This is a genomic window from Granulicella sp. S190 (assembly GCF_009766095.1).
Lineage (GTDB): Bacteria > Acidobacteriota > Terriglobia > Terriglobales > Acidobacteriaceae > Edaphobacter.
In genome coordinates, this window is record NZ_LMUD01000040.1 from 83,167 (window position 1) to 109,168 (window position 26,002).

A 26,002-nucleotide genomic window follows, 5' to 3' on the forward strand; every position below is an offset into this window, starting at 1 on the left:
ATAGCTCGCTTTCCGGATTGCTTCCACGAACTCATTGGGTGTTCTGTAGTCGAGGTTGCTGTGGGGCCGAACTTCGTTGTACTCCTTTCTCCAGTGAGCGATCTTGGTGCGTGCGTCGAACAGGTTGCGGAACCAGTTGGTTCGTAGGCACTCTTCCCGCAAGCGTCCGTGGAAGCTCTCGACGTGGCCGTTCTGCATGGGGCGACCCGGCTGGATGTGGCGCAGCTCGATCTTCCACTCCAGGCCCCAGGCCAGGAAGTGCCGGCTCGTCAGTTCCGGGCCGTTGTCGCAGCGTATCGCTCGCGGCAGGCCGCGTCGAGCGATCACCTCGTCAAGCACACGAGTAACCCGCCGGCTCGCAAAACCTGTATCCACTTCAAGAGCAAGACACTCGCGGGTGAAGGCATCGATGATGCTTAGGACGCGGATGGTTCGTCCCGCCGCAACTACATCGTGCGCAAAATCCAGTGCCCACTCCTGGTTGGCTGCCGTTAGTAGTACCCGTGGTGATCCGCTGCGGACGCAGTGCTTGCGCTTCTTCCGCTTCAGGCAAAGCCCCGCCTCGCGGTATACCCGATACAGACGCTTGTGGTTCACTCGCTCGCCTTCGCGCTCGATCAGCACCTGTAACCTCCGATAGCCATAGCGCGGCTTCTCTCTGGCCAGCCGAACCAGCTTCTCCTTCAGTCCTTCATCCGACCGTCTGGAACAGTAGCGACAGCTGCTCACAGCGATCGACATCAGCCCGCATACCCGGCGCTCGCTGGTCTCAAACCGCTCCTTGAGCCAATGGGCATCCGTCCTTCGGTCTACGAGCTCAAGCCTTTTTTGCGATCACCGCCTTCAGCATCTCGCGATCCAGACTTAGGTCCGCCACCAACCGCTTGAGTCGCCCGTTCTCATCTTCTAATGCTCGAAGCCTCTGCGCCTCACTAGCCTCCATGCCGCCGAACTTCGCCTTCCAAGCGTAGATCGTGTGCTTGGACACACCGCACTCCCGGGCCACATCGTCCGCCGTACGTCCCGCCTCTACTTGCTTCAAAGCCGCAATAATCTGCGCTTCGCTGTGCTTGCTCTTGCTCATACTGCTCTCCTCCCTGAATCCGAAATCATACTTGCGTATGTGCGGATCCAAGGGAGCAGGTCAGTGTGGCACTTGGTCAGGTTGTCGATAACACAGTGAATCATTGGTACGACAATCAGCCTCTGCCAATACCTCCAGCGCTGCGCGAGCAGATGAATGGTAACCGTAGCATGGACGTAAGAGCTCCCCTCTCCTACAAGGTTCGTCCCCTTAACGGCATCTGGGCAACGCCACCGTATCTTCACAACGGGTCGGTCCCAAATCTATATGCACTTTTATCGCCGGTATCAGAGCGGCCGAAGAAGTTCTATCTGGGCAATCGCGAGTATGACCCGGTAAATGTCGGATATCGGATTGATGCATTCCCCGATGGCTTCGAATTCGATACGACCAAGCGGGGCAATAGCAACTCTGGACATGAGTTTGTTAGCAGCTCGAAGGATATCGGCGTCATTGGCCGCTCTCTCAGGCCCGACGAGCGGTTGGATTTGATTGAGTATCTCAAGACCTTGTAGAGATCCCCACAATAGATAGGATGACGGAGTTAAGAGTCGGTCTTACCAAATAGGAGGGCTAGATGGATCGTTTCGAAACGCTTTCTCTCAGAGGCTTTAGGGTCGTATTGGTCGGAATCCTACTGGTATGTATTGGCTGCGCCGGCGGGTCCCGGCAGGAACACGTTGGGACGGTGGCTACCGCATCTGCGCCGACACGAGCAGTTGCAATCCAGCCTCTCTCTGCCGATGATGTGTCGCTGCTGTTCCCTCCACCCACGAAGGCCGAAGACTTTGCCAAATTGATAGCGGTCCGTGACCTCACCGTGCCGAACCCGCAGGATCCCACGAAGCGCGATCCGGTATGGCCCGATTCGGCGTTTCAGCAGTTTCTTGCGATCGCCGCCGGCCCTGCGGCACAGGTCGATGGCACACAGAAGAGTATTGGCTTGCCCGCCGAGGCGAAAACAATTGACGGCTGGTTCGTCTCAGGCATTCGAATCGATGCTGGAGCACCGGGACTCTCCAATGATATTCCAGCGCAGTTCGGGCAGTCCCCAGAGATTCGCCTTATCATCCAACCAGTGACGCGCAATTCGGATGGTACACCCAAAGTGGACGACATCGCGGCGCATCTGATCTTTGATTTTACACTTCTGAACCAACAACAGCCAGGCTGTCTTCCGCGGCAGGTGCCCGACATGGTCGCATTCAACGCGATCGTCAAAGACGTCGCCGCTCTGCGAACCGAATTAAGCGAAGGGAAGCTCGGCGTAGACAAAGTCATCACTGCCGGTGTTCCCCTGGGTATTCACCCCGGACTCGCAGACGAGACCACAGCGAATGATGTCCGCAACGAGATTCAGTTGTTTCTCGAAAGGCACATATCCGGTCAGCACTTAAATGCCATGGCCATCGCGGGCCTTCCCGCGGGAGCACCCGAACCATGGATATTTTTATCGATGCTCAAGGTGCCTTCCGGTTTCCTACCGGCGTTGCCAAACGGAGGATTCGTTCCGGTGAACGGTCCCACGCTAGATGGCAAACAATTCGCTCAGATGCTTCAGCCCGCCGGAGCAATTCCGCGCGTCGCTCCCGAGCCCCACACCAATAATCTGAACCCTATTACTTGCAGCAACGCAGCGGTAACGGGAGCAGTTCTACCCATTGCTAAACGCAGAGGCGTTTCCACATCTGATCTTTCCAACACTCCGACTCCAACAGCTGAAAAGACGAAGGAATTACTCGATGTGATCGCCGATCCCACCAGGAGCCACTTTTTCAATACGGACTGCGTTAGCTGCCATACTGAGACTCGACGTGCCATGGAGTTATTGAAAGTTACGAATATTCCCGGAATCAATACGGCTACGTTGCCAAATGGTCCATGGGACGTGCGCAACTTCGGCTGGGCTCCGGCGGGTAAAGGGTCAATTCAGGCGACCGTAACCAGGCGCACGACCGCCGAAACAGCTGCAGTCGTTTCGTTCATCAACGCAGAACTGCTTACCCGGCAGCGGTGAATTCCGGTAAGCCGACCAAGGGTTGAGACCAACCAGATGAATCACCGTCCCAGTCACCTGGCCAATCGCTGTAGACACCTCTCAAATATTCCTCTGGGGATAATCGCAAACCGGTTCTCCTCGCTTCGATACATTGTCAGGCGTTGGTCTTGACGTACTCTACGATGGTGTCGACCATTTGCCGGCGAACAAAAGGCTGAACGCCACCGCGCGATGATTTGATCTCACACAGTTCGAGTTTGTTGCACGCGCATAACGCCATGAGACGCCGCGAGCTCGTTCCTACCAATGCTGCGACCCACGAAAGGCGGACAAATAGCCGGCTGAATTCCTCAACAGAGGACTCGGCTATCTCCCAGCCTCGTGCAGTCTTCCTGGCGCAAAGAAGTTTCTGTTCGATCAATCCCCTCACAGTGTCGATCTCGCAGTTGAGGGTTTTCGCGGCAATGGCACAAGTCATCACACGCCCGAATTCGTTCCTTCGTTCGCCCTTGATGAAGATGGATAGATCCTTCGACGAAATGAGCAAGCCTCGCAATGTTCTCTCTGTCTGTCCAATCACCCGAATTCTCTTTGCAAGCAAATCTCGGAGGAGATTCGCTTTCTCTCCCGTCGCCTGACAGACCCTCTGCAGACTTTCGCCGACTGTAATCACCCGTAGATCCGTTGTGCAACTCATTTCACCTAGAACGAGCGCCAACACCTTATCTTTAAAAGAGCGGACATCATATTCGTGAAATCCAGGTTGTCGAGGTAACTGATGTCTCACCTCGAACTCACCGCCATCTGTCAGGGAGCGTAAGACTGCTACGGAAATGCCGATATCCCTCGCCGCCTCCCTGACGCGAAGCAGTTTCGCGGACCTGTCGATAAAGCTAAACTGACTCTTGTCAAATCGCTCTGGTGATTGAGATTTCTTCACCGGCAAACAGTGGAGGTCTACATGGCGCTTGATCGTCCTGGGGTCCACACGCAACGAACGCGCAAGCTGAGCCCGTGACACATACTGTGTCGATACCTGACTGCGTACGGAGCTCAACAAGCGGCTGTCGACTTTGCGTCCGTCCCAATGGTTCGATACGAAATCAAGAAATGCAATCCTGATGAAATCCAGTTCCTCGGCCGACCCAGTTAGCTTCTCCTTAAATAGGGAGCTGTACAGTGGCGCGAACTGGTCGCGGATATCGCAGGGGTTTTGGGTTCGTCGTCTGCCGAGTTGCCGCAACAGTTCGAAGAAATTGGAAGGCCACCCAGATAATGTCTCTGCCGCCGCGGATAGGATCGCTGCAGGCGGACTGTTCCGCGTTGATGGGCTCTTGAGTAGATTCGAACAGGAGCCAATCACGGTAATGACTCTGAGCAAGCTCCGCAATTCCATCTGCTGCAATTCGCGAAAGGGCAGTCCGGTGCCGAAATTGGCAAGGGGGAGTAGACGCAGAACCTTGGTTCGGAGAACCTGCAGCAGATCGCTTTCGGGTAAGCTGATCGATTCACCGGCGCTCTTAATCTTTGCACCGCAGTGGCAGCGCAATTGCCCCTGGCGGAACCATCGCAGAGCTTCACCACAGTCGACACATGACGAAGTCGCCCAACACAAGTGAACCGGGCAGCCTACCATGTACGCCAAATCCCACTGTGCTTCAATAAAACCGAGGCTCCGGACACACTCCGGGCAAATTCTCGGACTTTGGAGATCCAGATCGGTCGGAAGTAGCTTATGGTCCAGAAGGTGACAGGAGCGCTCCGAATTAGGATCGGAATATCCGAGCGCAATGAGATCGTCGATCGGACAAGCGGTGATGGCGGCAATCTTCCCAAGCTTAATCCCCGTGCCCCGGAATTCGTGTTGCTTCAGTCCTGCCCGCCGGATCACGCTCCAGGGAGAGCTGAAGCCATTGGCTTGGCTGATTTTGAGAATGTAGCCCAGAAGGCTAGAAGTGGGCCGCGGAATTGGGTGCCTCACGAGACACTTTCCGGCCCCAATGCTACTAGCCTCCCAAGCGTCCTGCTTATCTCGCATCTACGCCGCCAAAACGGACCGGCGGTTCCGCCGGTAGAGGGCTTTAGGTTTCGAGTGCAAATTGAAAGCAAGCAGATTGGACTCATCTTTAGCACATATGAATAATTGATTCCCGCTCCTGGTGCCCTGCCCCGGAGGTATCGTGGGAATGCCGTGTGCTGCGCAAAATTGAGCCAAGGCACAAGGACTCGTACGCAACTCTTTCGCAACCGACGCGATTTGAACGTAAGTTGTACTGAATTTGCGGAGCTCCTCCTCTTCAATCAACCACATATTCCCCTGCTTAGCAGCCTGGATCAGGCGTTGCTCCAAAAGTTTATAAACGGTTATTTTTGAACAGTTCAGATACGAAGCGGCTTCGGCACTACTCATCCTACGTCCGCCGTCTTTTGCGGCAGGAGCCGTTTTAGTGAAGAGGGCTCGAGTGTGGTCCCGGAGCACCCGTCTTCCCGAGCTGCCTATTGCGGACACAGGAACGAGAATGCCACCAATCGTTCCATCGTCGCATCCCCAAGCTTCGAGGGACCCATGGAGCAACCGCCTAACGATATCCGCTTTCTCCTCGACTGTGCAGAAACTGCGTTGCAGAATGAATTCCAGCCGAATCAAACGCTGCGCCTCGTCTCGGCCCATACTCTGTTGCGAGGCTATCGCAACTAGCTTCTCAACAAATACCTTTATGTCGGACTCATGGAAGCCCGACATGCCCTTGGGAAGGTGGCTTACCTGAAAGTCTCCGCTCTTCTTCAAGCTAGAAAGTAGTTCCGATGAGATCCCGATTGCTTTGGCGGCAACCTGCCGCCGGCAGACTTTGCCAGGAGATCTCGTTAGCAGGGTGACCTTCGTAAGGTCTACTAGCGTTCGTTTGTAGCGAGCACGCTCGATTTCGACTGTCGGTAGTCGTTGACGTTTGATCAATTGCTGGGCAGTCCGCGGATCAATTCCCAACATTTCAGCAAATCCATTGACCGGAATATAGCGTTTGACGTATTCGTTCTTCGTTGCTCGAAACTCGCGGTCGTGACACCCAGCTCCAAGATGATTCACAACAAATGCCGAGAGGGCGTGTCGAAGAAATATTGCTTCGGATCGTGGCCTAACCCCATATCCTAAGGAAAAATAGATTCCACGGAGAGGCTGCGTAGTCAACTTGAGCGGCACATCATCGGGGATGTCCGCCGTCAATTCCCGCAGCCAATCGTGGAATCCATGGGGCCAATTGGCCAATATCTCTGCCGCGCCCGACACGATCCTACCGTAATCATTCCACTTCACAGCACTGCGGCCTCCAACGACCCGCCTCCCGAGAGCTCCGATTAGATAAATGAGTGACTGGAGGTTCATCTTCCAGAGTTGAGCATCAGGGACTCCAGATGAGTAATCTGCTCCAGGTTCAAGAAGAAGCGCCTTGCGACGTACGATATCAAGAAGCTCACGAACGGCAGGCGACACTAACGAATCGTCACATTGGATCAGAGCCGCACCACAGTGACATTTCAGCAGTCCTGGGCGTTCCCACCGAATCTCTGCGGAGCATTGGGAGCAATGCGTAAGCAGCAGCTTTCCATGAACAGGGCACGCGATCATCACGGCCAAATCGAAATGTGCTTCAATAAATCCTTTAGCCTTCACGCACTCTGGGCACACTTTTTTTTGCTGGAATTGTAGATCCGCCGAATGGATGCGCTGGCCCATCAACCTGCAGAACATCCGGTCGGGCTCGCCCCAGTGGGTCACGATCGACAATAGTTCAGTTGCAGTCAGTCCAGCAATATGCGCCAGCTTGGTCATGGCATCGATAGTATTGTGTCGTTTAAACTTTGTGCCCGCTCGAGTAAGAACAGCCTGAGGGCTTACATAACCATTCTTCTCGCTAAGCTTGAGGATATAGCCGAGCTTACTTTCTGTTCGGTTGGGACATGGACGCCGGACAAGTAGCTGATTGTTCTGCATGCTAGTTAGCAAAGCTGCCTCCCAGAAGCTCGCGCTTGAACAGAATTATTCCGCAGCTGAATAGGGAACCTATCATGACCTTTGATTTAAATCTCACAACAACAGCTACACGGCCACTGAGCATCATGTTGCAGACAGACCCGCCTCTACGAATGACCTACCTAAGGTTCGCGGCGACCTCTTACGAACCGTCGCCACTGGTCGGTCGGGTGGCATACTGATGAGGAGTGCCAGAGCGAGCAGCTCGTCGGTCGGTGTTGGATCGAATTCTTTACTGAATGGTCGGTAGTCGATATTCTGCAGCTCCGGACTGTCGCACAAATATCGGTCGTATGCCAGATCAAAGTCCTCTATGCCAATCGTAGATTTCTTACACCCATCAGCAGAAAGAACAACTTCCTGGAGCAATCTTTTCAGATAGCCAATTAAGCCACCGGTTGCACAATAGCACCTGAAGATAAAGCTCGCGCTGCGTAAATCCTCTAGTGTGAATTGAGATTCCAGATGATTGAGGAACTCTTGTTGGCAAGCGGCAAACTCCGTTCTCTGCTTTACATCGCTCCACGAGAAGCACGGCAGCGATAATTTGGCACGAAAGCGCCTGCGCAATTGCGAATTGTGATTAATCACTTTCATGGCGTCGTCAAGGCCAGAGACAATTAGCATCCGCTTAGTCCTGTTCTTTTTCCTAGTTTCGATTAGATTCTTCAGCCAATTTGATGCTTCGTAAAAGAACTTTTCGTTATGTCTGTCATAGAGGTGCTGAAAATCGTCAAGCCAAATAACATCTGTCTCACACTCTTCCAAGAGCGCTGTGATCCGATGTGTTATTTGGCTCTCTGTCGATCTAGTACCAGAATCTCCTGGATCCAATACGGTGAGGATTGACGCAGCCATATTTTTTAGCGTCGGTACCGAAGGTACTTTAACCTTGATCCAAGGATGCACCATTCCTTCGGTTGTATCGTAGGCGCAGTTTTTCTCGTACAGGGCATTGAGAGTGAACGTCTTTCCGGCTCCAGTCGGTCCCGTGAGGGCGATACAATATGGGTCTTCACGTTTATCTCTCGCAGCTGCCAAGAGTTCTATACGTTCCGTGATCTCGGTGGAGGCAGCATGGGGAATCGTCACATTGAGAAAGGTATGGGGATCGAACATTTCATGAAGCTCCTTGACTGCGTACAGCTTTGTAGGTTGGGATATCCGATAGTTCGAGGTTCAGAGATTTGCTCGCCGGAGACGTTAATGAAAGACGCGGCAACCCTCTAATTGCCTTCGGCGAAGGGAGCGCTAGTTCCGGCTGCTGTTCGATGACGCGACCCCTGCCTCGCCTCGACACGTCCTTCAAGTGCTCCCGATCCCTCCGGAATAGTTGCTTGATTCTCTCCTTCCCCGCCAACCATGTATCGGGGTCATACTTTGGGCTATGCTTCTGAAGTTGCTCATGAAGCCAGAGGCTGAGACCAACCGCATAGTCCTCTCTGAGCGCCCTGGCAATAACGATTTCATCGCCGTACAAGACATGGATTGCCCCTATGTCACTTTCGTCAACCCGTATCTGTACGACCAACCTTGCTCCATAGAGATGGCGAAGTTGATGCAACGCGTCAGATCCGTAATACAGGCCTTTGAACTCGACGCCTTTGTGAGTCAGAACGCGCGGGTAGGGTCTCCCCATCACGATGTTCAGGCATTCACGGTCGGCGGGGAAGCGGATGTCCTCCGTCCGGACGTTCAGCTTCCACATGGTTTCGGGGGGCATTCCTAGTGCGTGGTGTTTTTTTTGGTGGTACACATCGCATACCCATATGTGTATGCCTTGTTTAAGGGTCGAAAGCCTGATTACCGCAAACCCTTCGGGGTTGTAGTCACCTTTTTCAAAGATGTTACTAAATGTGGTTCCTGGGGTCCCATGAGCCACTTCGCGGTTCAATCTTCCTAAGACGCGCTCAATCTTGCCCTTGTACCAACCTTGTTTCCTCGGCGCATATTCGATAGTTGTGCCAAGTTGAGCACAGGCAGTCTCTAATGCCGTTGAATGCATCTCTACGGCCTGGTCAACGACCAGCGTCCGACAGAGGCCACATGCTATCCATGGGTGTTCTACATCTGGGTATTCAGATTTCTGGCCTATCTTCGCCATGAAAGCGTGCTTTAGACAATTCGCAACCGACTGATAGCTTGGTGGGACAAAACCGACATAGAGTCCCAGAATGCAGCGCGTATAGTCGTCCACACACATCGTGACGTACGGCCGTCCGAGCGGGAGGCCCTTGTCGTCGACAACAAAGAGATCCAAAGGAGTGTGGTCGATCTCACAACGCTCGAGAGCCTGTGTAGTAACTCGGTGACCATGTACAGCGCGGAACTTCGTCAAGGCTACTTGTCGGCCGTAACGCGCAGCACAGATGTCAAAGGCCGAGATTAGCGATAAGCGACTCTGGACCTTGCGACGTGTCGGCATCGATAAGAATGGAATGCCAAGTCGCTCTCGGCGCTTATTTTCGTCCTTGGATTTGATGATCGCGGCATCGATGGCCTCCTGCAGTGGATTGCGCTCGCGGATGAGATACTCTTCCTCGAGCGCCTCATCGATTATCTCTGCCAGATCAGGATCAGTAGAATCTTGTTTGCGCGCTTGGTTCACTTGTGAATAAGCGTTATCGCCTGATTGCTCGTAACGCGTCCGCCAGCGGTAAACAGTAATCCACCCGGGGCGATGCGTATGCCCGCTTCTGCGGCGGCGGCGAGTCGGCGACGTTACCGATTCTTGTTTCAGGTCCTGCTTGTAGCGCTTCCACGCGTCTTCAATGGCAGGATCGAATGCCGCTTTCGAAGCTGGAAGGCTTTGTACCGCCTTGATGAAGTGCATACGCCAGCGAACGTCGGCCTTCTCGATCTCCGAGAGTTCGTGATGCACAGGACGGGTCCGTATACCTGGCACTTCCCCGATGAAGCGCAAATTTCCCTTATAGTGCTGCTCAAAAAGTTCCGTTTCGTCGCGCTCTAGGATACTTCCCGTACGGGTCTCCACAAGTTGCCAACGTTTATCTGTGAGCTTCTTCAGCAGCCGAAGTTCAGCTCCATCAATGTCGATGCGCGCATTTTTTTCGAATCTAAAGCCCCCACCTCCCATATCAGCACCTCACCGTGCCCAGAATGAATTTCGTGTCGTCGCTAAAGCGAACTTGGAGATCAATCTCGAGATGCCCCTCAATAACGAGCCTGCATAGGATCTCTCTGCCATAGCCCCCATACTTGCCCTCAACCGCATCCCGCCAAACGATCTGCCCTTTTCGCCTCAGCTCATCGGTGATCATCGACCTCTCCGAGTCGGCGACCGGTCTACGTGCGAAGTCCAATATCTTGAGGATGTTGTCCTTTCGTGGCTGGAGGTTCAATTCTTCAGCTGTCATCACTCGGTATACGAAGCCCCATGACGGCAGCTCAGCGGAAAGAATCTCTGTTCTGCGTCGAATGACATCCGCGTTCGCGAATCGTTCCGCCTTGACCTCCCAGAGCTGAGGCCCGGTATGAGCGAGCACCTCGATATCGGGAAAATGACGGCACTCGACGCCATCATCGTCGAGATAAACGATCTCGCAAGGTTGCTCGCGGTACGTCAACACTTCAGGATTGAAATCGAGCCAGCGAAAACCGCTCGTTTCGTTGGGAGACTCGCCGTGATTATTGAGGACCGCGTTTTTGAACGACGGATATTTCCACGTCGGGCGCATTCGTGACCTCGAAATGATGTTGCGCATTCTTGCCTGGCCGACGACGCAAAATGTGATCCGCTGGATTTGTCCGCCGGCAGGACCACTGATGAGTCCGGGGCCAGAAAATTTGAGGTGAGAACTTTCCGTAGTCAATATTGGTGAGCGTCTTTGACTATTGTGTCCAGCGGCCGATTGGCAGTTCGCGTATGACTTCATGCGCCAAAGAATTGCTCGGAAGGCGAAAAAATGCAAACTATTTGTGCACAATCAAAATGTCAAAAAACAACCGAGTGAGTTTCACAAAGTCATGGTGAATAGCGGCACGGCTAATTGCAGGTTGCCCAGTAGGACCTATCTAGTGGACCTTGTTGCCACGAGGTCTTCGGCATAGTACTGCGATGATGCAGCAAGCCTTGCTGTCTAGGCTAAACCGTGAATTCCTTGATTTGGTGATGGCCTCCGAGAATGCGTATTCGTCTTGTTGAGAGGCGTATCCATTACTTGGACAGAAATTGCACCCGTCCACTGAGACGGAGTTCGGAACATACCCTTAACAGGGTTGCCTTCCTAAGATATCTCTGGATCAGGTCGAACGGATCGCGATCACTCATCTCCACCGCGTGATCGGCAATATTGCTAAGACCATGTCTCAAAAAGCAGCGATACAAAGTTGAGCGCCTCAGCGACGGGACCAGCTTCTTCAAGTAATAAAGACATTCGTCCAGAGGTAAGTTAGTTCTCTTTCGAAAATCAAGAATAACGTATTCTTCCTCCCGGGATAGTGATAAGAACCCTCTCGTCCGGGTACCCATAGGGGCGTCCTCCACTGAACTTCGCCGCCTCCACTTGGCCACCGTTTTCGGGTTGATCCCGAGTTCTCTAGCCACACTCTCGATACTGCCGCTGCTTTGCCTAATGACCCGCCGCATGTCTCGAGTGGTTCGAGCGCTTCCATGTAGCCGCTTCTCGGCCATAGATGTTCCTCTCCATGACATTGTGATACTGGATTACGCACTTTGAAGAGAATCAAGATAGGTACAGGCCCGCTAAGCACGGTGATGGAAAACGCGGAGCGACTGGAGTTTGGGGGAATACTTGGAGCGCCCGCGTCAACCCTAAATTGGTGTCAATACTAAAACCGGATGTTCCTTATCTGTGTCGTTGCGTCTCCGTGGCCGAGTTGTTCAGCATCCGCGATATATGCAGAGTGCTACCGCAATTGCTAAGTGGGCAGCCGTATAGTCGGTGTTCATGAACGACGATCACAAGTTGCATTGACAGTGTCTACTTGCTCCTATGAATGCCCTGAAGCGTGAAGCCTACGCTCACGAACTGGATCGCAAGCTCATGAATTCCGCTCCTTTGGTGGAAACTTCGTACATAATGCCTATTACGGAGTGGCGCATAATGTTCGCTATGAGCAAGGAAGCCGTACTGCAAAAACAAGCACCGCTACTGGTCACTCTTCGTGTCGACCGGGACGCAGTCGAATCCGGTTTAGCGGTCAGCGTCCTTACCGAATTTTTGTCCGCTTCTGGGATGCAGTGCCGGGATATTTACGAGGTGGTCATTTCCGCTAGGACGCTCAAGCAAAGGATGAAACGCACACAGCGCTCACCTTGGATGAAGGTGATAGTCTCTTGAGACTCATTCGAGTCTTTGATCAGGCAACATATGTGTTTGGGGAACAGGGAAAAAGCCCTCTCCTGGATGACCAAACATAAATCGCGCTTCAGTGAACGCACACCTATCCAGATGCTGCGCACCGATCTGGGCGGCCGCATGGTCGAGGAAATGCTAGTGCAGATTGATGAAGGCATGTTTACCTGATGCGCAGATTCACCTCTCAAGCGCGATTCGTTGGGCTATTATGGTCGTTTATTCATCATTCGCGTCTACCTGACGAAACAGCTCGTCAAGAGCCAGGTAGATGGGAGTTGCCTCAACTTCAAAGAGGTCCTTACGGATCCAATCGCCACTGGTGCAATTCCATCCAATTCTCTTCTTTGGATCAATGAACCAGATGTTGGCAATTCCGAAATCGATGTAATCGGCGATTCTCTCCTGCACTTTTGATTGGCGGTCCTCGGGAGATAGGACTTCGACAGCAATGAGTTGCGGGCGAGTATAGACCTGTTCGATTGGCAAATCTCTTGGAAATACGCTGACGTCGGGTAAACGAACGTTTCCGGACCTCAACCTCGTCCGTTGCTCCTGCATGGTGCGCGTCCGCCATTCCTTGTCGTGTTGGTCAAACCAAAGAAGGACTGCTTTTTGGACAGCATTATGATCGTACTCTCCAGCGTTTCGCTCCTCGATCTCACCATTTACATACTCGGCATCGGGCTCGAACGTAGAGTGCAGATACTCCGTCATCGAAATCTGTGCTGAGGTTGCCATAGGGCACTCCTGACGAAAGTTTACTCCAGCGGCTGAGCTCTGACTCTAACGATCTACCTGCTCGGGGTATCAAGCGGCAGATCATCTCATTAGTCGACACGTCTCGATCGTGCGTCGTGCCATGAGATGACGACGCGAGTGCGAATGATTACGATAGCCCCATGTATCAAGGGCCCTTGAACGGAGTTTTCACAACCTATGGGATTATCGATCCACGCACAAACCTCTTTGTATACATAGGTCAGACATCCAACTTCGAGGGGCGCAAGCGTGCGCATCTAACGATACCGGGCGCGGGTCGGAAACGCGAGGTCTCCAGCAATAGCATTGCTACCTGGCTATTTGATGCCATAGGCGCGGGTGTCAGGCCGGTGATCGTCGTTCTGGCGATCGTTGACACCTACCAGGAGTCACTGGAGTCAGAGTGCGAATGGGTGCTTCGACTGGCTGCGGCGAAGCATCCGCTTCTGAACCAGTGGAAAGAGCACAAGGATGCAATCAAGCTTGGACACCGTGGCGGTTGGGAGTGTCATAAGACGCTTCCTGACCATCTTCGTAGTGCCACGATCGCCAGGATTGCGCTTACCCTCAAAGGGAGAGAGGAAGAATGCAGATCACCGGAGGCGACACTGGCTGCTCAGAGAAATGGCGGCGAGAGAAACGAGGAACCTATACCTCACAAGAAGAGACGGGCTGCTCAGGAGGAGAGGGGCCTGACAGAAAAAGAGCTTAGGGGTCGTAAGGAAGGCACGCATACTCCGGAAAATAGAGGCTCAGCGTGGACGGATGAGAATGACAGGAACCTGGTCGCTTGCTTTGAGAATGGGGAAGGAGCAAGAAAGATCGCAACGCATTTGGGACGAACACCTGCCGCGGTGCGAGCGAGACTGGTACAACTCAAGAAGATAGCCAAGCGAAAGGATCTTCACGAGCTGACGGTCTCTGACATCGATCCTGCCTTCTAGCTCAACCGGGCTCTCGGAGACTTTAATCTCGTAGATGATTCCTATCACCGACGACGGCACTTCGGCATCCAGCGCTTCGGTTTCAATTTCAAACATGGGCTGATCGTTCGACTCGATCACCGACTGGCAAAGCCATTTGACCAACTTGATCGCTTTCGAATCAAAGTTGGAAGAGCCAAAACTTTCGAGAAGAGCGAGCTTATCCTGGTTTCTCTAGTGCGAATCGGGGTTAGTCGGAGCAACGTAAGAGTTCCCGAGCAACGCTTAGTTGCGCTTCATTGAGACCAATAGCTCGCTGTGAGATTGTGAGTAAACGCTCAGCAAGGACAATCTCATTGTTAATATCGACTTCGGCTGTTGTGAATGCAGCAGCGAGTTCGGTATCGTCGACACCACTTTGATGCATCACGTAGATGAGGGCCACGAGGTTCTCAGTGTCACCGGCGAGATCTTGGATGAAGTCTACCAAAGTTGGTTTCGTTTCTGCCGGGACCCTAATGTCGTCGGACGCAGCGTTTCCTGAAAGCCACTTCGCTCTGCGAACAGCGAGGTGTCTGACAGCCTCCGTCCAGAATTTCCCATTGAATTGATCAATCGCTGCCATTTCGTGAACGGCTTCGCGGAGTAGACGGAGCAGCGCCCCAATGGCGTTTCGCCGATCATAGTTCAAAGGCCGCGGTGGAATAATCAGGTGGTCCAACATCATCAGACCGATGCTGAACTGGAGCATGAGGAGACGGGCAGCGTTCATCCTTCCTTGCCATACACTGCCGTCGTTCTCATCTGGGTCTCCAAACTCAACGATTTCACGCAGTGTTACAGATCCTTCCCAAAAGTATTTCCATTCTGCATCGGCCCTATTAGTTTCAACTAATGGTAAAGCAAGCAGGCGAGCGCCATATCCATCTGCTCTTTGGGCGTCTCCGTCAAAAGGTATGGCGCGTTCCTTGAGTTTCTGGCCGCGCTGCGTAGGCCATTCATCCGGGTTTAGATTCCATTCGTCGAGAAAATTTGCCGTGGAAGGCATCGAAGATTTTCCATTAAACGCGATCAAAGCGCCTGCAGCGAGTTGACACCAAGGCTCCCAAGATTCCGCAGCTGGCGCAGTATCCGGCTTCCAACTACCCGCAGGCATCTCGACTATGAGTGCGTCGAGAAGTGCGCTTTCAATAAAGCCCTGCGCAGTGGCGTCAGTCGGATGCGGAAGAGGGTTTAATGAGACAGCTGGAACACCGGTTCGGACAAGCCAGTTTCCCCACCGTGTCATACATCCGACAGCATCCAAGCGGGAAGCGATCGTCCTTGCCACCTCGGCCGCAAGATCATTAATACTGCTGGTCGCCTCGGAAACCTGATCCGCGTTAGGCTCGCGACCGAGCCCGAATTGAAACTCATCTCGCGCAATCGCCATCAGGAGTGGCAGTATCAGAGATCCGTTCCACTTCGCATGTTCCTCAAAAGCTGTCGGCGCCGCAAAAACCAGTTTCTTCCAGAGTTCAAATCGCCATGGTGCACCGCACCACATAAGAGCGTGTGCGACCGGGTCGGGATAGTCATAGAGCTCAAGCAGATTTACAAACTCAGGTACATCGATCTTCGCAACGATTGACAGGACATTGTCATAGTCGCTCTCGACAGTTCTGGAGGAGCGTGCGATGTCCCCACGCCAGAGAGTTGAAAGTTGAGGATACTTTTGCCAGTACTCCCTAGGATCCGCGCCCACACCCTTTTCGCCCTGAATGCCACGGTGTTTCCGGTGTTGGACGGCACCCTTCACCACGTTGCGAGCAATAATAAAAAATTGCTCTCTGAAAACGGTTTCATTGGCAGCTGCAATGACTGCCTCGGGGAAGAGATTTTCGAGTGACACAGAGTGCCGGGCTAGGGACCATAGGTACTGCCACATCTCTTTAGTGGGCGTTCTTTGAAGCGCCGCCACACAGGCAAGAGCAAATACGGCATGGCGCGCTACTTCGTCATACTCACCAAACGCGTCTGGCTGATCGATAGCCGTCGATAGTTCCGCTAATTTCACCTGCGGTTCAACTTTTTCGTTGAACCCAGCAGCCAAGGCCTGCACCTGAGTCTTGAATGATTTGGCTTTTACCATTTCGCGGATAAGGTCACCAGGAATATCCACAAGTCGTTTTGGGATGTAGAAAGTCTTGCTTAATCGATTCCTGCTTTCTTGCGGCCACTCATCCATTGCGACCTCCGCGCTGGGTGTCCTCATCGCCCTTCCAAGCGATGTTAAAAAAGCGTATTGCATCGTGTGTCGTCGCATCCCAGCCTCGGGACGCAGCGTTTACTTTGTTGTGTAGCCCTCCAACGGTGGCACCAAAATGCCAGAGTTCGTTATCGATGATGGCGAAGCGATCATGCACATATGGGAAGTTTTTGTTAAGGGAGAACCTTATCTCAATCTTAGCCGCGCGGGCGCTACGTTGCGCACTCCGGCTTATGTTCGCAGCCCGTTCATTAAACTGAGCCTGTATGTCATCTCGCACCACTTGATCCCACCGCTCATTGGTAAGCAGCCGTATATCGTTGGCAACCAGGTTGTCGGGAAGCCAGAAGAGGATCTGATCGCATCGTTCTTGCTGGGATTGATCATCCTGCGGCTCAAAGAGATAGTCGTCGAGAACAAGGATCCGCTCTTGGGCGTCCCATACGGCCTCCACAAACGCACTGAGCGCTGCAGGAGGCCGAGCACCATGACGTGCTTTGATGGCAGTCAAGCAAGGAAATACGATGGAGTCCGATTCTCCGTCTCCGCTATAACCTGGGGCTGATGGCCAAAAGATCCGCTTCTCCAAAGAAGGGCGCGTCACAGGAGCGGCCACCTTGACGAGAGGTGAAGGATTCAAAACCACGAGTTAGTCTTCTCCCAACGAAAATACCGAGGTTGCGCGACGCCGCGAGGCATAGACTTCAAAGGATAGCGCCAAGCTTATCATTGACCGCAGTTTTATAAGGATCGGTTCGTAATCCGGAACGCTGAGAATAAGCGAGGCACGCACTCCTAAGGTGTTGAGAGAGTTGCCGAGGAACAGAACTTCATTGTCGATCACCAGGAATCGGTCATGAAGCGGCGGTGTTTCTTCATCCAAGACCAAGGCAGCGACACTCTTCAACACCCGTTTGTGCAGCGCAGCGAGCGAGTGTTCGAAGCTCTTCAACCGTTCCATCTCTTTCGCAGTAACGGCGGGCTTTTCGGCCTTGCTCTGAACGCCTTCAGGCAGCGCATCGACGAACTGATCGTTCTCGCCTTCGAATGCGAGCCGTGACGTGAGAATGGTGAATTCAACCTGAGTATCAGGAACGGCCTGAAGAAACTGATAAATTTCGTCGGCACCAAAATAGGGATCGGCTATCATCACCGACAATCTGGCTCTCACTAATTGACCTTTCAGGAATGAGATGGCTTGCGCACCCTCGCCACCATCGAACCATGTCTGCTTGTAGCGCTTAGCGGCTGCTCTCCCAATGCGACGTTGCTCTGCCTTGACCACTTTGCGGATCGCGTTGTCCCTCTCTTTGCCCACGCCTTTCGGGCTCCCTGAAGAAAGAGATGTGCCCGTTGAGTCCATCACGCTGTATGAAACGCTGATCGAACGAATGAAGCGAACAGGCTCTTGATAAGCTATGATCCCCTGCACCGGGTGAGAGATGACGTAGCCGGTTTGATCAAACGGCAAGACACTCTCGATAGTAACGAGGCCGTCAGCTGGGACATCAACGGTCTGGAACCGTGACAATAGATTTGATCGATGCTCAAGGACAGTCAGTTTAAGGTCGTCGAAGCTTTGACCTGGACGAGAAGTGAGTCTGTAGACGATACGCTCAGTGCCACCAACGTCTTGCGCAGGAATTAGAAAGTGGTTGACGCTGCGCAATATTGGGTCGGGAACGGCTAGAGCCAACCCACCAAGGTATTCAGAATAGTCCAAGAGATCGAGATGAAGACGCCGCTTCAGGAAACGGATAGCCGAGTTGTCAGAGGTGACAGCTTCGAAGCCAGTGCTGTCGCCAAAGCGTCGGTGAACGCGTGGCGCAGCCGATCCACGGAACGGAGCAGGGTCACCAGGGCTTCCCGAGTTCAAGAACTGATCGGTGCCAAGAGGTACGCCGAGCGAAGGCCACTGCGGATCATCTTCGAAGGAAGTCGATGACAGTGAGATGTCGTCTATCTTTTCTTCGACTTCACTTGAATCGGACGAAACAGGAGTTGTAATGCCTCTTTCCCCCGCGTTACGGTACCAGGCGATGGCGTCCTGTGCTCTTAGCACTGTACGTCTGAAAATTACGACCCCCCTCTTGCCATTTCCTAACGTGTAACGGTCAGGTCCTTTGCTGCTGAGCGGCCGCGGCCGGTCCCTAGTGAGGAGCGAGACTGAGCCGAAGAGCAACCGAGCTTGAGATGCAGACGCCGGGAAATAGGTCGCTAGTCGCACCACGGCCCAATCGAATGCGTCAGCGAATTCGCTTTCCTGAGCGGCCATTGTCAGGTCCTATCGAGTAGTGAAAACATCTGATTGTATCAAGCGGCCAAAGAAGACACGATTTTTCCAGTGCTGCGTCGGGTGCCTTATCGGATATATCTCCGCATGTGTAGCGTCTTTCAGGGTCACAATGAACTTGAAGGGATGGTCCCAATCCCCAATCGTGACGCGTATCTGACTGCGACTGATCCAACCGCGGGAGTCGCGGTGTGCGAAATACGAGATTTCCCGCCAAGTTCAATTCGCTGATCGAAGTTGCCTTGGTGAACGTGGTCAAAAGTCGACTTTGCGGGGAGTTCAAGTCACTAACGACACTACAGGGACTTAGGGTCTGACCTCGACTGGAAACGCCGCCATCTATATTTCTCGCCACATTCGCAGTGGAAGTGAGTACGCGGGTTGGGATAGGCTCTGAGAGCCCGGAAAAGTGTCGGGCAGGAATGGTGACCGAATCATGACCAACATTGAAGGTCTAGTTTTTTCGGATTCCGCTGCTGCTTTAGTCGAACAGCTTGTGGCGGAACTCCGCTCGGTGGCTGGTGAATCTGCCGTATACAGCGCAAATAAGCAGATTCGCGCTGCGGTCGACGGAGCCACCGATACGCACAAAGGTCACGGTGTATTCCTGATGATTGCACCCAGAAGCAAAGGTGCCGCTGTCTGGATGCCGTCGTTTGTGGGATACGGAGATAAACGCCGCGCCCTTTCGTCGGAGTCGTATCCTCGTATCCTCGTCGATATGGCTAGGTCATACGCCGCTGTCAAAACGAAGCTGGAGCAAAGGGAACGGGGTGCAGCCAGCAAGGCCAAAACCTCGGAGACCCACGCGCTTCTGACAAACATAAACCACAATCACATTCTTGAGGCAATTGCTGACCTCAGGCGTGGCGTCAATCATGACTTTGGTAGGTCAATGTTTTACGACCTCCTGTACCAGGGAGACCGATACCCACCAAAGGCAGTGTTCGGCCTCGCAGCCGGGAAAGCTGCCGGAATGTCGCTCGGCCCGCAGGACTTGAAAGGCAGCTTAAAAACCATCTGTTTCCGAACTCTTAGAGAAAACGGGTTTGAGATTGTCACCAAACCTAACTATCAACCTTTCCCCGAAGAAGTGGACTTGTCAGAGGAATACAGCGAAGGCGCTATCTTTCAAGTAGCGGTAAACCGTTTTGAACGTGACCTTAGTGCGCGGGCGAAGTGCATCGAACACCACGGGCCCCGTTGCCAAGCGTGCGGGTTTGATTTCGAGATGACCTTCGGAGCGATTGGGAAGGGATTCATTCACGTTCACCATCTCATACAGCTTTCCGACATTCGTTCGACTTACGTTGTAAACCCCATCGACGACCTCATTCCCGTGTGTCCGAACTGCCACGCGATACTGCATAAGCGCAGTCCACCATATTCACTTTTCGAGTTGCGGTGTTTACTTCAAAGTGTAAAGGACGGTGCCAATCACTAGCGTCTTGGGTGGCTTACCGCTTTGGCCCAAAGAGGTGCCTCCACTTATCCGGATGGGGCTCATCTTCTATTAGCCGCACTCTTCCCGCCAGAATCGGATCATTCGGCCGTATGTTGTGACCTTTCTCACCAGTCTCGCGTTGAGTCTCGCCTCGGGCTATAACTCTGCCGTTTTGCGTAGCCTTGTAACCGCCGTTTTGTTTATCCGGTTCTACGAACACATTCGCCATCGCGCTCACCTCTTGCAAACTCTTGTAACACCTCGCCACTGCTATGCCAAGAAAATAACCCAGCTACTGTAGTGTGCCGCGCGCTCCGGCTAATCGAATTGCTTCGAAGCCACCTTTGCTTCGAAACACAAGAGTTGAAATGCACGCGCCTCAAAGAGATCCCTCGCGCCGGCATCCGCAATGATTCTCGCTGAACTGCGAGAAAGAGTGCGATAGGTCCTCATCATTTCGGGTACGCTTGGACGATTCCGGGTCCGTTGAAACGCATTCGCAAGCTCGCGCATGACACCGGTAACTTGACCATCATGGATGTGAGGGTCGGTCCCGTTTAGGTCGCTCAGCGACTTCAGCACCCGATAAGCTCTCTCTTCAAACACGAACCAGGTGTGTTTCGTCGGATTGGCCTTTTGCCATGCGACAGCTAGGCCAAGCTCAAAAGGCATGTTGAAACGAGGCGTCGCAAACGGCGGGTTTCGGTCTAGGCCTACTCTAGAGAGATCGTGGATCGAGTAATTGCACCCTTGAATCTCCGCGATTATTTTGTCTAACCGTCTGTCGCCTCCCGGCAGCCCGAGGGTCACACGCGGCACGAATCCGAGGTGTACCAGTCCCGCTATATAAGCTAGGTAAAGGGCGCGGAACCCCTTGTCGTAAGGAATGTTTAGGAAAACCGATTGAGGGGAGGTCGTGCTTGTCGTTCGCTTCACCACGCCTCCACTACAGATTCGTCTATGCCTTGCGCCACTTACCTGGGCCAGTCGATGAATCGCGGACGCGCTCCACGAAGACACGGTCGGGCGCGATCGTCTTTGCCCGCTCAATGGCTTCCCTCTGAGTCGAAAACACAGACGAGGCCCGTTCTGTGCCTCTCCTGCGAACGGCATAACCGCCGTCAGCACGGCGCTCTACGAATACAGGAGCAAAGGACTTCTGCCTGGCCTTGCTAAGACCAAGCGCCGTCCCGAACTCCTCAAGAGTTGGTACAGGAGTCGTAATTTTCACCGAACGTGCCATAACTGAGTTTACAACCACGGACTATTTTGATCGCAAGCTCGGGTGTGTGTTGGACTATCGTTCTCGTAGTCGCAGATCTTATGGCCTAGCGCTTCAGCGTACCAGGTAAGTTCATAGCATCCTTTCAGGTTATGATCGCTCAGCGCGCAGCAACTGACCTCTCACGCTTCTCCAAACTCTAAGGAATTGATCCTTTTGGGCTTGACCTCTATGGATGGCCGCGCATGAGTCTGCCTGAACGACCGGACCATACGACCGTCGCAGCGACGAGATCTCGCTCGATGAAGTCGAGCGGATCTGGATTTGAGAAGTGCGCTCAGGTCCCTGTCCTGATCGAGCAGAGGGAGACCTAAGCCGTCCCGTTATCCGGACGTTGGTTGTAGACGGGTTCTGGGAGACTTTTCAGTTCCAAATTAACTTCTAAAACGATCTGGCGAGTGAGTTCTGAAAACGGTCGTTTCACTACACCGAGCACACGATTGAAAACCGTTAGCTGTTTGCGTTCATTGCGAGGAGATCGTTAGCGTACATAAAGTTCCGTTTCTTGAGGTGAGGCCATGATCCGTTCCGCGCTCATCTCCCCGCCTCGGCCACGGAACTCTTGCTTCCAAAATCGAATACGAGAATCTGGAAACGTCGAAGGGTTTCCCATACGCTCTGATCGTCGTGGGGCGCATTGTTTATTTTGAGATGCTCTCCAAACGTCGAAACGAAGCGGCGCATAGGTTCGCTGGCCACCTTCGGTAGACGCAAACGCCGATGAAAGCTTTGCGCATCTCCGAGTTCTCTTGCCCACGTCAGAACATCCTGGTAAGGGCCATCGATTTGTCGCGAGTGCTGACTGGTTGCCACTGCGAGTTCTCGGCGCACACTCCAGAAGTCCGGCTTCTTCACCGCCTCTGCAACCTGAACCATCACCGCGGCGAAGACTTCGTCAGAAGGCGAGAAGTCGATGCTCCGCTTCACCTGAATTTCGAGGCTCGCAGGGATACCCTGCGAATCTCGGCCGTACACGATCACATCGTCCAGGGAATGTCCTTCAGGTGACCCCTGCAGACGAACTCGGCTTATCCCGCATCTCGGAAGTCCCAGCGCTTCCGCATCGGCCAGCATCGCGAGCAGGTAATATGCCCCCACTTGCCCCTCGAAATGGGACCCACGGGCGGCAGAAGCTGGACTTGCCAAGCGTGCGGCTCCTTGAGGAAAAGAGTTGACTCAGTCTCATTATCGCAAGTGACAATCGTTTCTAGGTTCGGCGATCTATTTGGGGGATTCCTCGTCGGTCGCGACACACCAAGGCACCTGTTGCTTGGAATAGATCGGGGGCTCTAATGCACGCTCTCTACTTTTGTGATCTCGAAGCTCACAATTTCAGGGGTATCCTTGTCGAATTCGAAACTGAATTTGATCCGAGCAGGCACATCAGTCACTTCTACCTCTGAATAATTCATTCCAATTCCGCGTGGACACGAAAAAGTGTCCCTCTTCGGACTGACTAAACGCCTCGAATTTATCCAGAAAACGCTCCACGGTGGCGTGTACCTCCGCCGTTCCATCGCAGAGGTAGTTTCCACTTTGAAGCTTATAGAGAGACTTCGCTTCAATCTCTCCGGGCAATTCAATCGATGTCACATAGGGGGCTCCTCCAGCGGGACATGATCCCGCCCGCATAGGAATATCGAAACGCCCACCTAAAAATAATCAATTAGTTGTGTTTCGTCAGTCGGCGACAGCCGGGGTCGCAATTTCCCCGAACGCCACCTGGCGTCGAGATTTCAGCTTAGGAATAATTATCTACAATGCTTAACATTTAGGAATTCACGGCATCACGCTGCAAATACGGCCTGATGCCCAGTGAAATTATCTACATCAATAGTCACTTCAAGGCCGCAACGGCACACGATCAAGTTCAGAGTCACTCCTACCAACAGGCTTGCATGAACGGGGACAGAAATATTAACGCAATGTTACATTTCACGCGTTTCGTTCAAATGCAAGGGCCACGACGCGAACGTCGCATCCCCTATATGGTTCATAAAGAATCGGTTAGCAGACTTTCATTTTGACGCTTCGGACTTTCATCGAAATGGCTTCGACTTTCATTTTTGCTGGCAACGCACAAAAAATGTGCGGTGACGTCTAAAGTGAAAGTTCCACGTCCTTGGATTCAACAACTTGCGACGCGAACGTCTGGTTTCGATGAAAGTAAATACCCGGATAGAATGAAAGTTTCGGCTCACATTTGCACCTAACGTGAAAGTTTCATCGTTTTCATGTCGCAGAAGAGCAAGACGCTTATTTTCAGCAGCTTGCTCGTTTGTCAGAAATGGTCGATCTCCAAGACCTGTTTTGAATTCAGGATGTCCAACGGGTCGTCCTCTCCCTGTTGCAGAACGGAAAGCTCGAGTTGACGTTCACCATCCTGATTGATGGAGATGACGGGCTGGATGGAGCCAGGCGGGCATTGTCAACTTAAGACGTTGAGGGACATTCTGAGTTGGGAACGCTGCGGGTCTTGCGCTCGCTTAGGCCGCGGTCACTTCCCGCCAGACCGCGAATGACCGCGATCGCAGGAGCCGGTGATTGCTAGACTTCAATAAGTGTCGGCCCACTCGGAACAGATTTCGGACGGCATCATGGAGGGAGAGAAAACGTTGTGCGTGCCTGGCAGATTTAAATCGGCGCATTTGCCGTTCCCGTTGGCGCGTCGGCTGATGCGAGGCTTCGACGCGATTGTTGGCGTACCGCTCCACCCTGTGAGTCACATTGCTGAAGATGCTTCGCATGGCAGCGGAGTAGCTTCTCAATTTGTCGGTAATGATCTGCAGTGGTTCCGAACCCTGGCCACGCAAGAGTTTTCGAAGAAATCGCTCTGCGGCGCGCTGATCACGATGCGGCTGGACCAGAATGTCGATCACGTCGCCGTCCTGATCCACTGCGCGCCACAAATACCGCTGTTGGCCGTTGATTCGAATGAAGACTCATCCAAATGCCAGTGGTCGCCCAGCCGTCCCTCTCGTCGCTTCAATCGCCGAGCATACCGGGCAGAAATTCGATGAGCAAGATCTGAGTAAAGATCATGCAACAAATCGTGGTAAACGTAAAAGCCATAGCTGATCATTCCCACGGCACGCAGTGGCTTCCAGCTGAGCACAGCGCCGAGGACGCTTCCGGGATGAATGCATTCGAGGATTAGCGCAGCAGCAAACAAATCGATCACTGTGAAGCCGAATACACCAATCCAGTTTGAAGCAGACCCTTCCAAGGTGAGTGCGAGCACTTTGGTGAAGACAAAATAGAGCGCAACAAAGAGGACGCTGGAAACGATGAGCAGAGGGCGCCGAAGCCGACGCACCATAGCCTCCTCGGGACCTCTCATCAATAGGGCAACGAGACCGCCGATAAGCAGAGCATCAAGGCGGGTAGGAAGACTCCGATAGAACAGCTCCATCCGGAGAAGCTGTGGCGACAGCACTACGCTCAGCACGGCTCTCGCGATCGGATTTAGGACGATCACCGCGAGGCAAATTTTGACCAGAGTCTCCCGCTTGCGCACTTGATATACGACAAACGGCCAGATCACATAGAACTGTTCTTCAGCACAGAGCGACCAGAAATGCCCGATGTAGAGGTGAAAGGGGTATCCGAACCAAGAGCTGACCGGAGCGCCAAACGTGAGCTTGTCGAAGCGGTATGGTCGCCGGGCTGATGGAGGAAGAAGAAGCGGGCATAGTTGCCAAAATAACCAGGCCAGAGCGCCCAGCGAAAGTTCCATTGCCAATGTGCGAACGGAGCAAGGAGTAGGACCACAGCCCATATGAAGTACTACAGCGGAAAGATTCTGAGGGTACGCCGTATATAGAAATCCCTGTACCGGTGGACCTTGCTTTGGCTGTCATACAGAATTCCGGTGATGAGGAAGCCAGATAGAACAAAGAAAATATCGACTCCGGTCCATCCCCAGCCAAAGATGAAGGCGTGACCAGCCCCATAATGTTGAAAGAACACCATGATGACAGCGATTGCACGCAGGCCATCAAGTGTGACGTAGTACGTTGATTTTGGCACTCCCGGTGGTCAAAGTCATCTCGAAAGCAACTATACGGGACTAAGCAGAGTAGAGCTTATCGTACGATTTTGACGTTGATGGTTCGTGAGGGATAGTCAGCGGTTGGGTTTTTGGCATGCCGTCAGTTACTCCTTAGTAAGAACCCTCGGGCTGCAAGGCTCTTGGATGTAACACGCGGCTGACGAATTCCTGCCTCCGCTGACCAGGCACTCGACCGATTTGTTTGGTTCGCCGTCAACGTCACACTGACGTTCTTCACGCCGACAAGCCCTGTCTCGAATAGCGACTATCCGTTGCCAGATTATGCGCCTCGTTTTCGTCGTGACTGACTCTCATCTTTGAGCTTGAGGCAAGCGGATCTGCACTCGTGGAGATGAGGTTCTTTGTAGCAAGTAAGAGGCAGACATTGCTCTTATCCTCAAATGTCGCGCAGGAATGCCAATACCTTCTCACCATCCATGCACTTGTTTAACGAATACCGGGGAGCGACTTTGCCCTTGTGCTTCCAACGAATATTGGTCATCAGTGATCCATGCTAAATCGCATGTCCCTTTAGAGGTGGTGTTGG

General features: G+C 53.1%; 20 protein-coding genes. 6 read left to right on the plus strand and 14 right to left on the minus strand.

Annotation, left to right across the window (positions count from 1 at the left end; translation table 11 throughout):
• Window positions 1-1,084, minus strand: a protein-coding gene (locus GSQ94_RS18350; RefSeq protein WP_254063977.1) for an IS3 family transposase whose coding sequence is annotated in 2 segments (ribosomal slippage) — window positions 1-832 and window positions 831-1,084 — 1,086 coding nt annotated over the 2 segments. Because the reading frame shifts where the segments join, the coding sequence is not laid out codon by codon here. This gene is flagged as partial in the annotation.
• A gap of 65 nt (window positions 1,085-1,149) precedes the next feature.
• Between GSQ94_RS18350 and GSQ94_RS18360 the strand changes: the two genes are divergently transcribed.
• Together GSQ94_RS18360 and GSQ94_RS18365 are read left to right on the plus strand one after the other, a co-directional pair.
• Window positions 1,150-1,599, plus strand: coding sequence for a di-heme-cytochrome C peroxidase (locus GSQ94_RS18360; RefSeq protein ID WP_158945312.1), 450 nt, complete (start codon window positions 1,150-1,152; stop codon window positions 1,597-1,599).
• A gap of 173 nt (window positions 1,600-1,772) precedes the next feature.
• Entirely contained in the window at window positions 1,773-3,101 is a 1,329-nt protein-coding gene (locus GSQ94_RS18365; RefSeq protein ID WP_216843135.1) for a hypothetical protein, read from the plus strand.
• 136 nt (window positions 3,102-3,237) lie between these two features.
• Here the strand turns inward: GSQ94_RS18365 and GSQ94_RS18370 are convergent, their stop codons facing one another.
• From GSQ94_RS18370 to GSQ94_RS18390, 5 genes are all read right to left on the minus strand, one after another.
• Complete coding sequence (locus tag GSQ94_RS18370; protein ID WP_158945313.1) at window positions 3,238-5,064, minus strand: TniQ family protein; 1,827 nt, start codon at window positions 5,062-5,064, stop codon at window positions 3,238-3,240.
• A 57-nt stretch (window positions 5,065-5,121) separates the two neighbouring features.
• Window positions 5,122-7,074, minus strand: coding sequence for a helix-turn-helix domain-containing protein (locus GSQ94_RS18375; protein WP_158945314.1), 1,953 nt, complete (start codon window positions 7,072-7,074; stop codon window positions 5,122-5,124).
• Window positions 7,075-7,197: 123 nt separating this feature from the next.
• Window positions 7,198-8,232 (minus strand): TniB family NTP-binding protein, encoded by a 1,035-nt coding sequence (locus GSQ94_RS18380; protein ID WP_158945315.1) that lies wholly within the window; start codon window positions 8,230-8,232, stop codon window positions 7,198-7,200.
• 1 nt (window position 8,233) lies between these two features.
• On the minus strand, window positions 8,234-10,210 hold the full coding sequence (locus GSQ94_RS18385; RefSeq protein WP_158945316.1) for a Mu transposase C-terminal domain-containing protein: 1,977 nt from the start codon (window positions 10,208-10,210) through the stop codon (window positions 8,234-8,236).
• A gap of 1 nt (window position 10,211) precedes the next feature.
• A complete protein-coding gene (locus GSQ94_RS18390) occupies window positions 10,212-10,838 on the minus strand; it encodes a hypothetical protein (RefSeq protein WP_158945317.1) in 627 nt (208 codons plus the stop codon).
• A 1,629-nt stretch (window positions 10,839-12,467) separates the two neighbouring features.
• Here GSQ94_RS18390 and GSQ94_RS18395 point away from each other — a divergent pair.
• Entirely contained in the window at window positions 12,468-12,623 is a 156-nt protein-coding gene (locus GSQ94_RS18395; protein ID WP_256369986.1) for an MbcA/ParS/Xre antitoxin family protein, read from the plus strand.
• Window positions 12,624-12,671: 48 nt separating this feature from the next.
• Here the strand turns inward: GSQ94_RS18395 and GSQ94_RS18400 are convergent, their stop codons facing one another.
• Window positions 12,672-13,193, minus strand: coding sequence for a Uma2 family endonuclease (locus GSQ94_RS18400; RefSeq protein WP_158945319.1), 522 nt, complete (start codon window positions 13,191-13,193; stop codon window positions 12,672-12,674).
• Window positions 13,194-13,354: 161 nt separating this feature from the next.
• On the opposite strand from GSQ94_RS18400, the gene GSQ94_RS18405 reads away from it, so the two are divergent.
• Window positions 13,355-14,158: a hypothetical protein gene (locus GSQ94_RS18405; RefSeq protein WP_158945320.1), complete on the plus strand. Its 804-nt coding sequence runs from the start codon at window positions 13,355-13,357 to the stop codon at window positions 14,156-14,158.
• 229 nt (window positions 14,159-14,387) lie between these two features.
• Here the strand turns inward: GSQ94_RS18405 and GSQ94_RS18410 are convergent, their stop codons facing one another.
• Entirely contained in the window at window positions 14,388-16,364 is a 1,977-nt protein-coding gene (locus tag GSQ94_RS18410; RefSeq protein WP_158945321.1) for a hypothetical protein, read from the minus strand.
• A gap of 136 nt (window positions 16,365-16,500) precedes the next feature.
• Between GSQ94_RS18410 and GSQ94_RS18415 the strand changes: the two genes are divergently transcribed.
• Complete coding sequence (locus tag GSQ94_RS18415) at window positions 16,501-16,950, plus strand: hypothetical protein (protein ID WP_158945322.1); 450 nt, start codon at window positions 16,501-16,503, stop codon at window positions 16,948-16,950.
• 84 nt (window positions 16,951-17,034) lie between these two features.
• On the opposite strand, the gene GSQ94_RS18420 is transcribed toward GSQ94_RS18415, so the two are convergent.
• Complete coding sequence (locus GSQ94_RS18420; RefSeq protein WP_256369984.1) at window positions 17,035-18,660, minus strand: VPA1262 family N-terminal domain-containing protein; 1,626 nt, start codon at window positions 18,658-18,660, stop codon at window positions 17,035-17,037.
• Window positions 18,661-19,114: 454 nt separating this feature from the next.
• Between GSQ94_RS18420 and GSQ94_RS18425 the strand changes: the two genes are divergently transcribed.
• Window positions 19,115-20,122 carry an HNH endonuclease gene (locus GSQ94_RS18425; RefSeq protein ID WP_158945324.1) on the plus strand — a complete coding sequence of 336 codons (1,008 nt, stop codon included), beginning with the start codon at window positions 19,115-19,117 and terminating at the stop codon, window positions 20,120-20,122.
• A 958-nt stretch (window positions 20,123-21,080) separates the two neighbouring features.
• On the opposite strand, the gene GSQ94_RS18430 is transcribed toward GSQ94_RS18425, so the two are convergent.
• From GSQ94_RS18430 to GSQ94_RS18450, 5 genes are all read right to left on the minus strand, one after another.
• Window positions 21,081-21,365: a DUF2188 domain-containing protein gene (locus GSQ94_RS18430; protein WP_158945325.1), complete on the minus strand. Its 285-nt coding sequence runs from the start codon at window positions 21,363-21,365 to the stop codon at window positions 21,081-21,083.
• A gap of 573 nt (window positions 21,366-21,938) precedes the next feature.
• The gene (locus GSQ94_RS18435) at window positions 21,939-22,550 is read right to left on the minus strand and encodes a hypothetical protein (RefSeq protein WP_158945326.1); all 612 of its coding nucleotides are present in this window, start codon (window positions 22,548-22,550) and stop codon (window positions 21,939-21,941) included.
• 1,340 nt (window positions 22,551-23,890) lie between these two features.
• Window positions 23,891-24,301 carry a DDE-type integrase/transposase/recombinase gene (locus tag GSQ94_RS21940; protein WP_158945327.1) on the minus strand — a complete coding sequence of 137 codons (411 nt, stop codon included), beginning with the start codon at window positions 24,299-24,301 and terminating at the stop codon, window positions 23,891-23,893.
• Window positions 24,280-25,140: an acyltransferase gene (locus GSQ94_RS18445; RefSeq protein ID WP_158945328.1), complete on the minus strand. Its 861-nt coding sequence runs from the start codon at window positions 25,138-25,140 to the stop codon at window positions 24,280-24,282. Before GSQ94_RS18445 ends, GSQ94_RS21940 begins: the two co-directional genes overlap by 22 nt.
• A gap of 50 nt (window positions 25,141-25,190) precedes the next feature.
• Window positions 25,191-25,433 (minus strand): acyltransferase, encoded by a 243-nt coding sequence (locus GSQ94_RS18450; RefSeq protein WP_216843136.1) that lies wholly within the window; start codon window positions 25,431-25,433, stop codon window positions 25,191-25,193.
• Window positions 25,434-26,002: the final 569 nt, after the last annotated feature.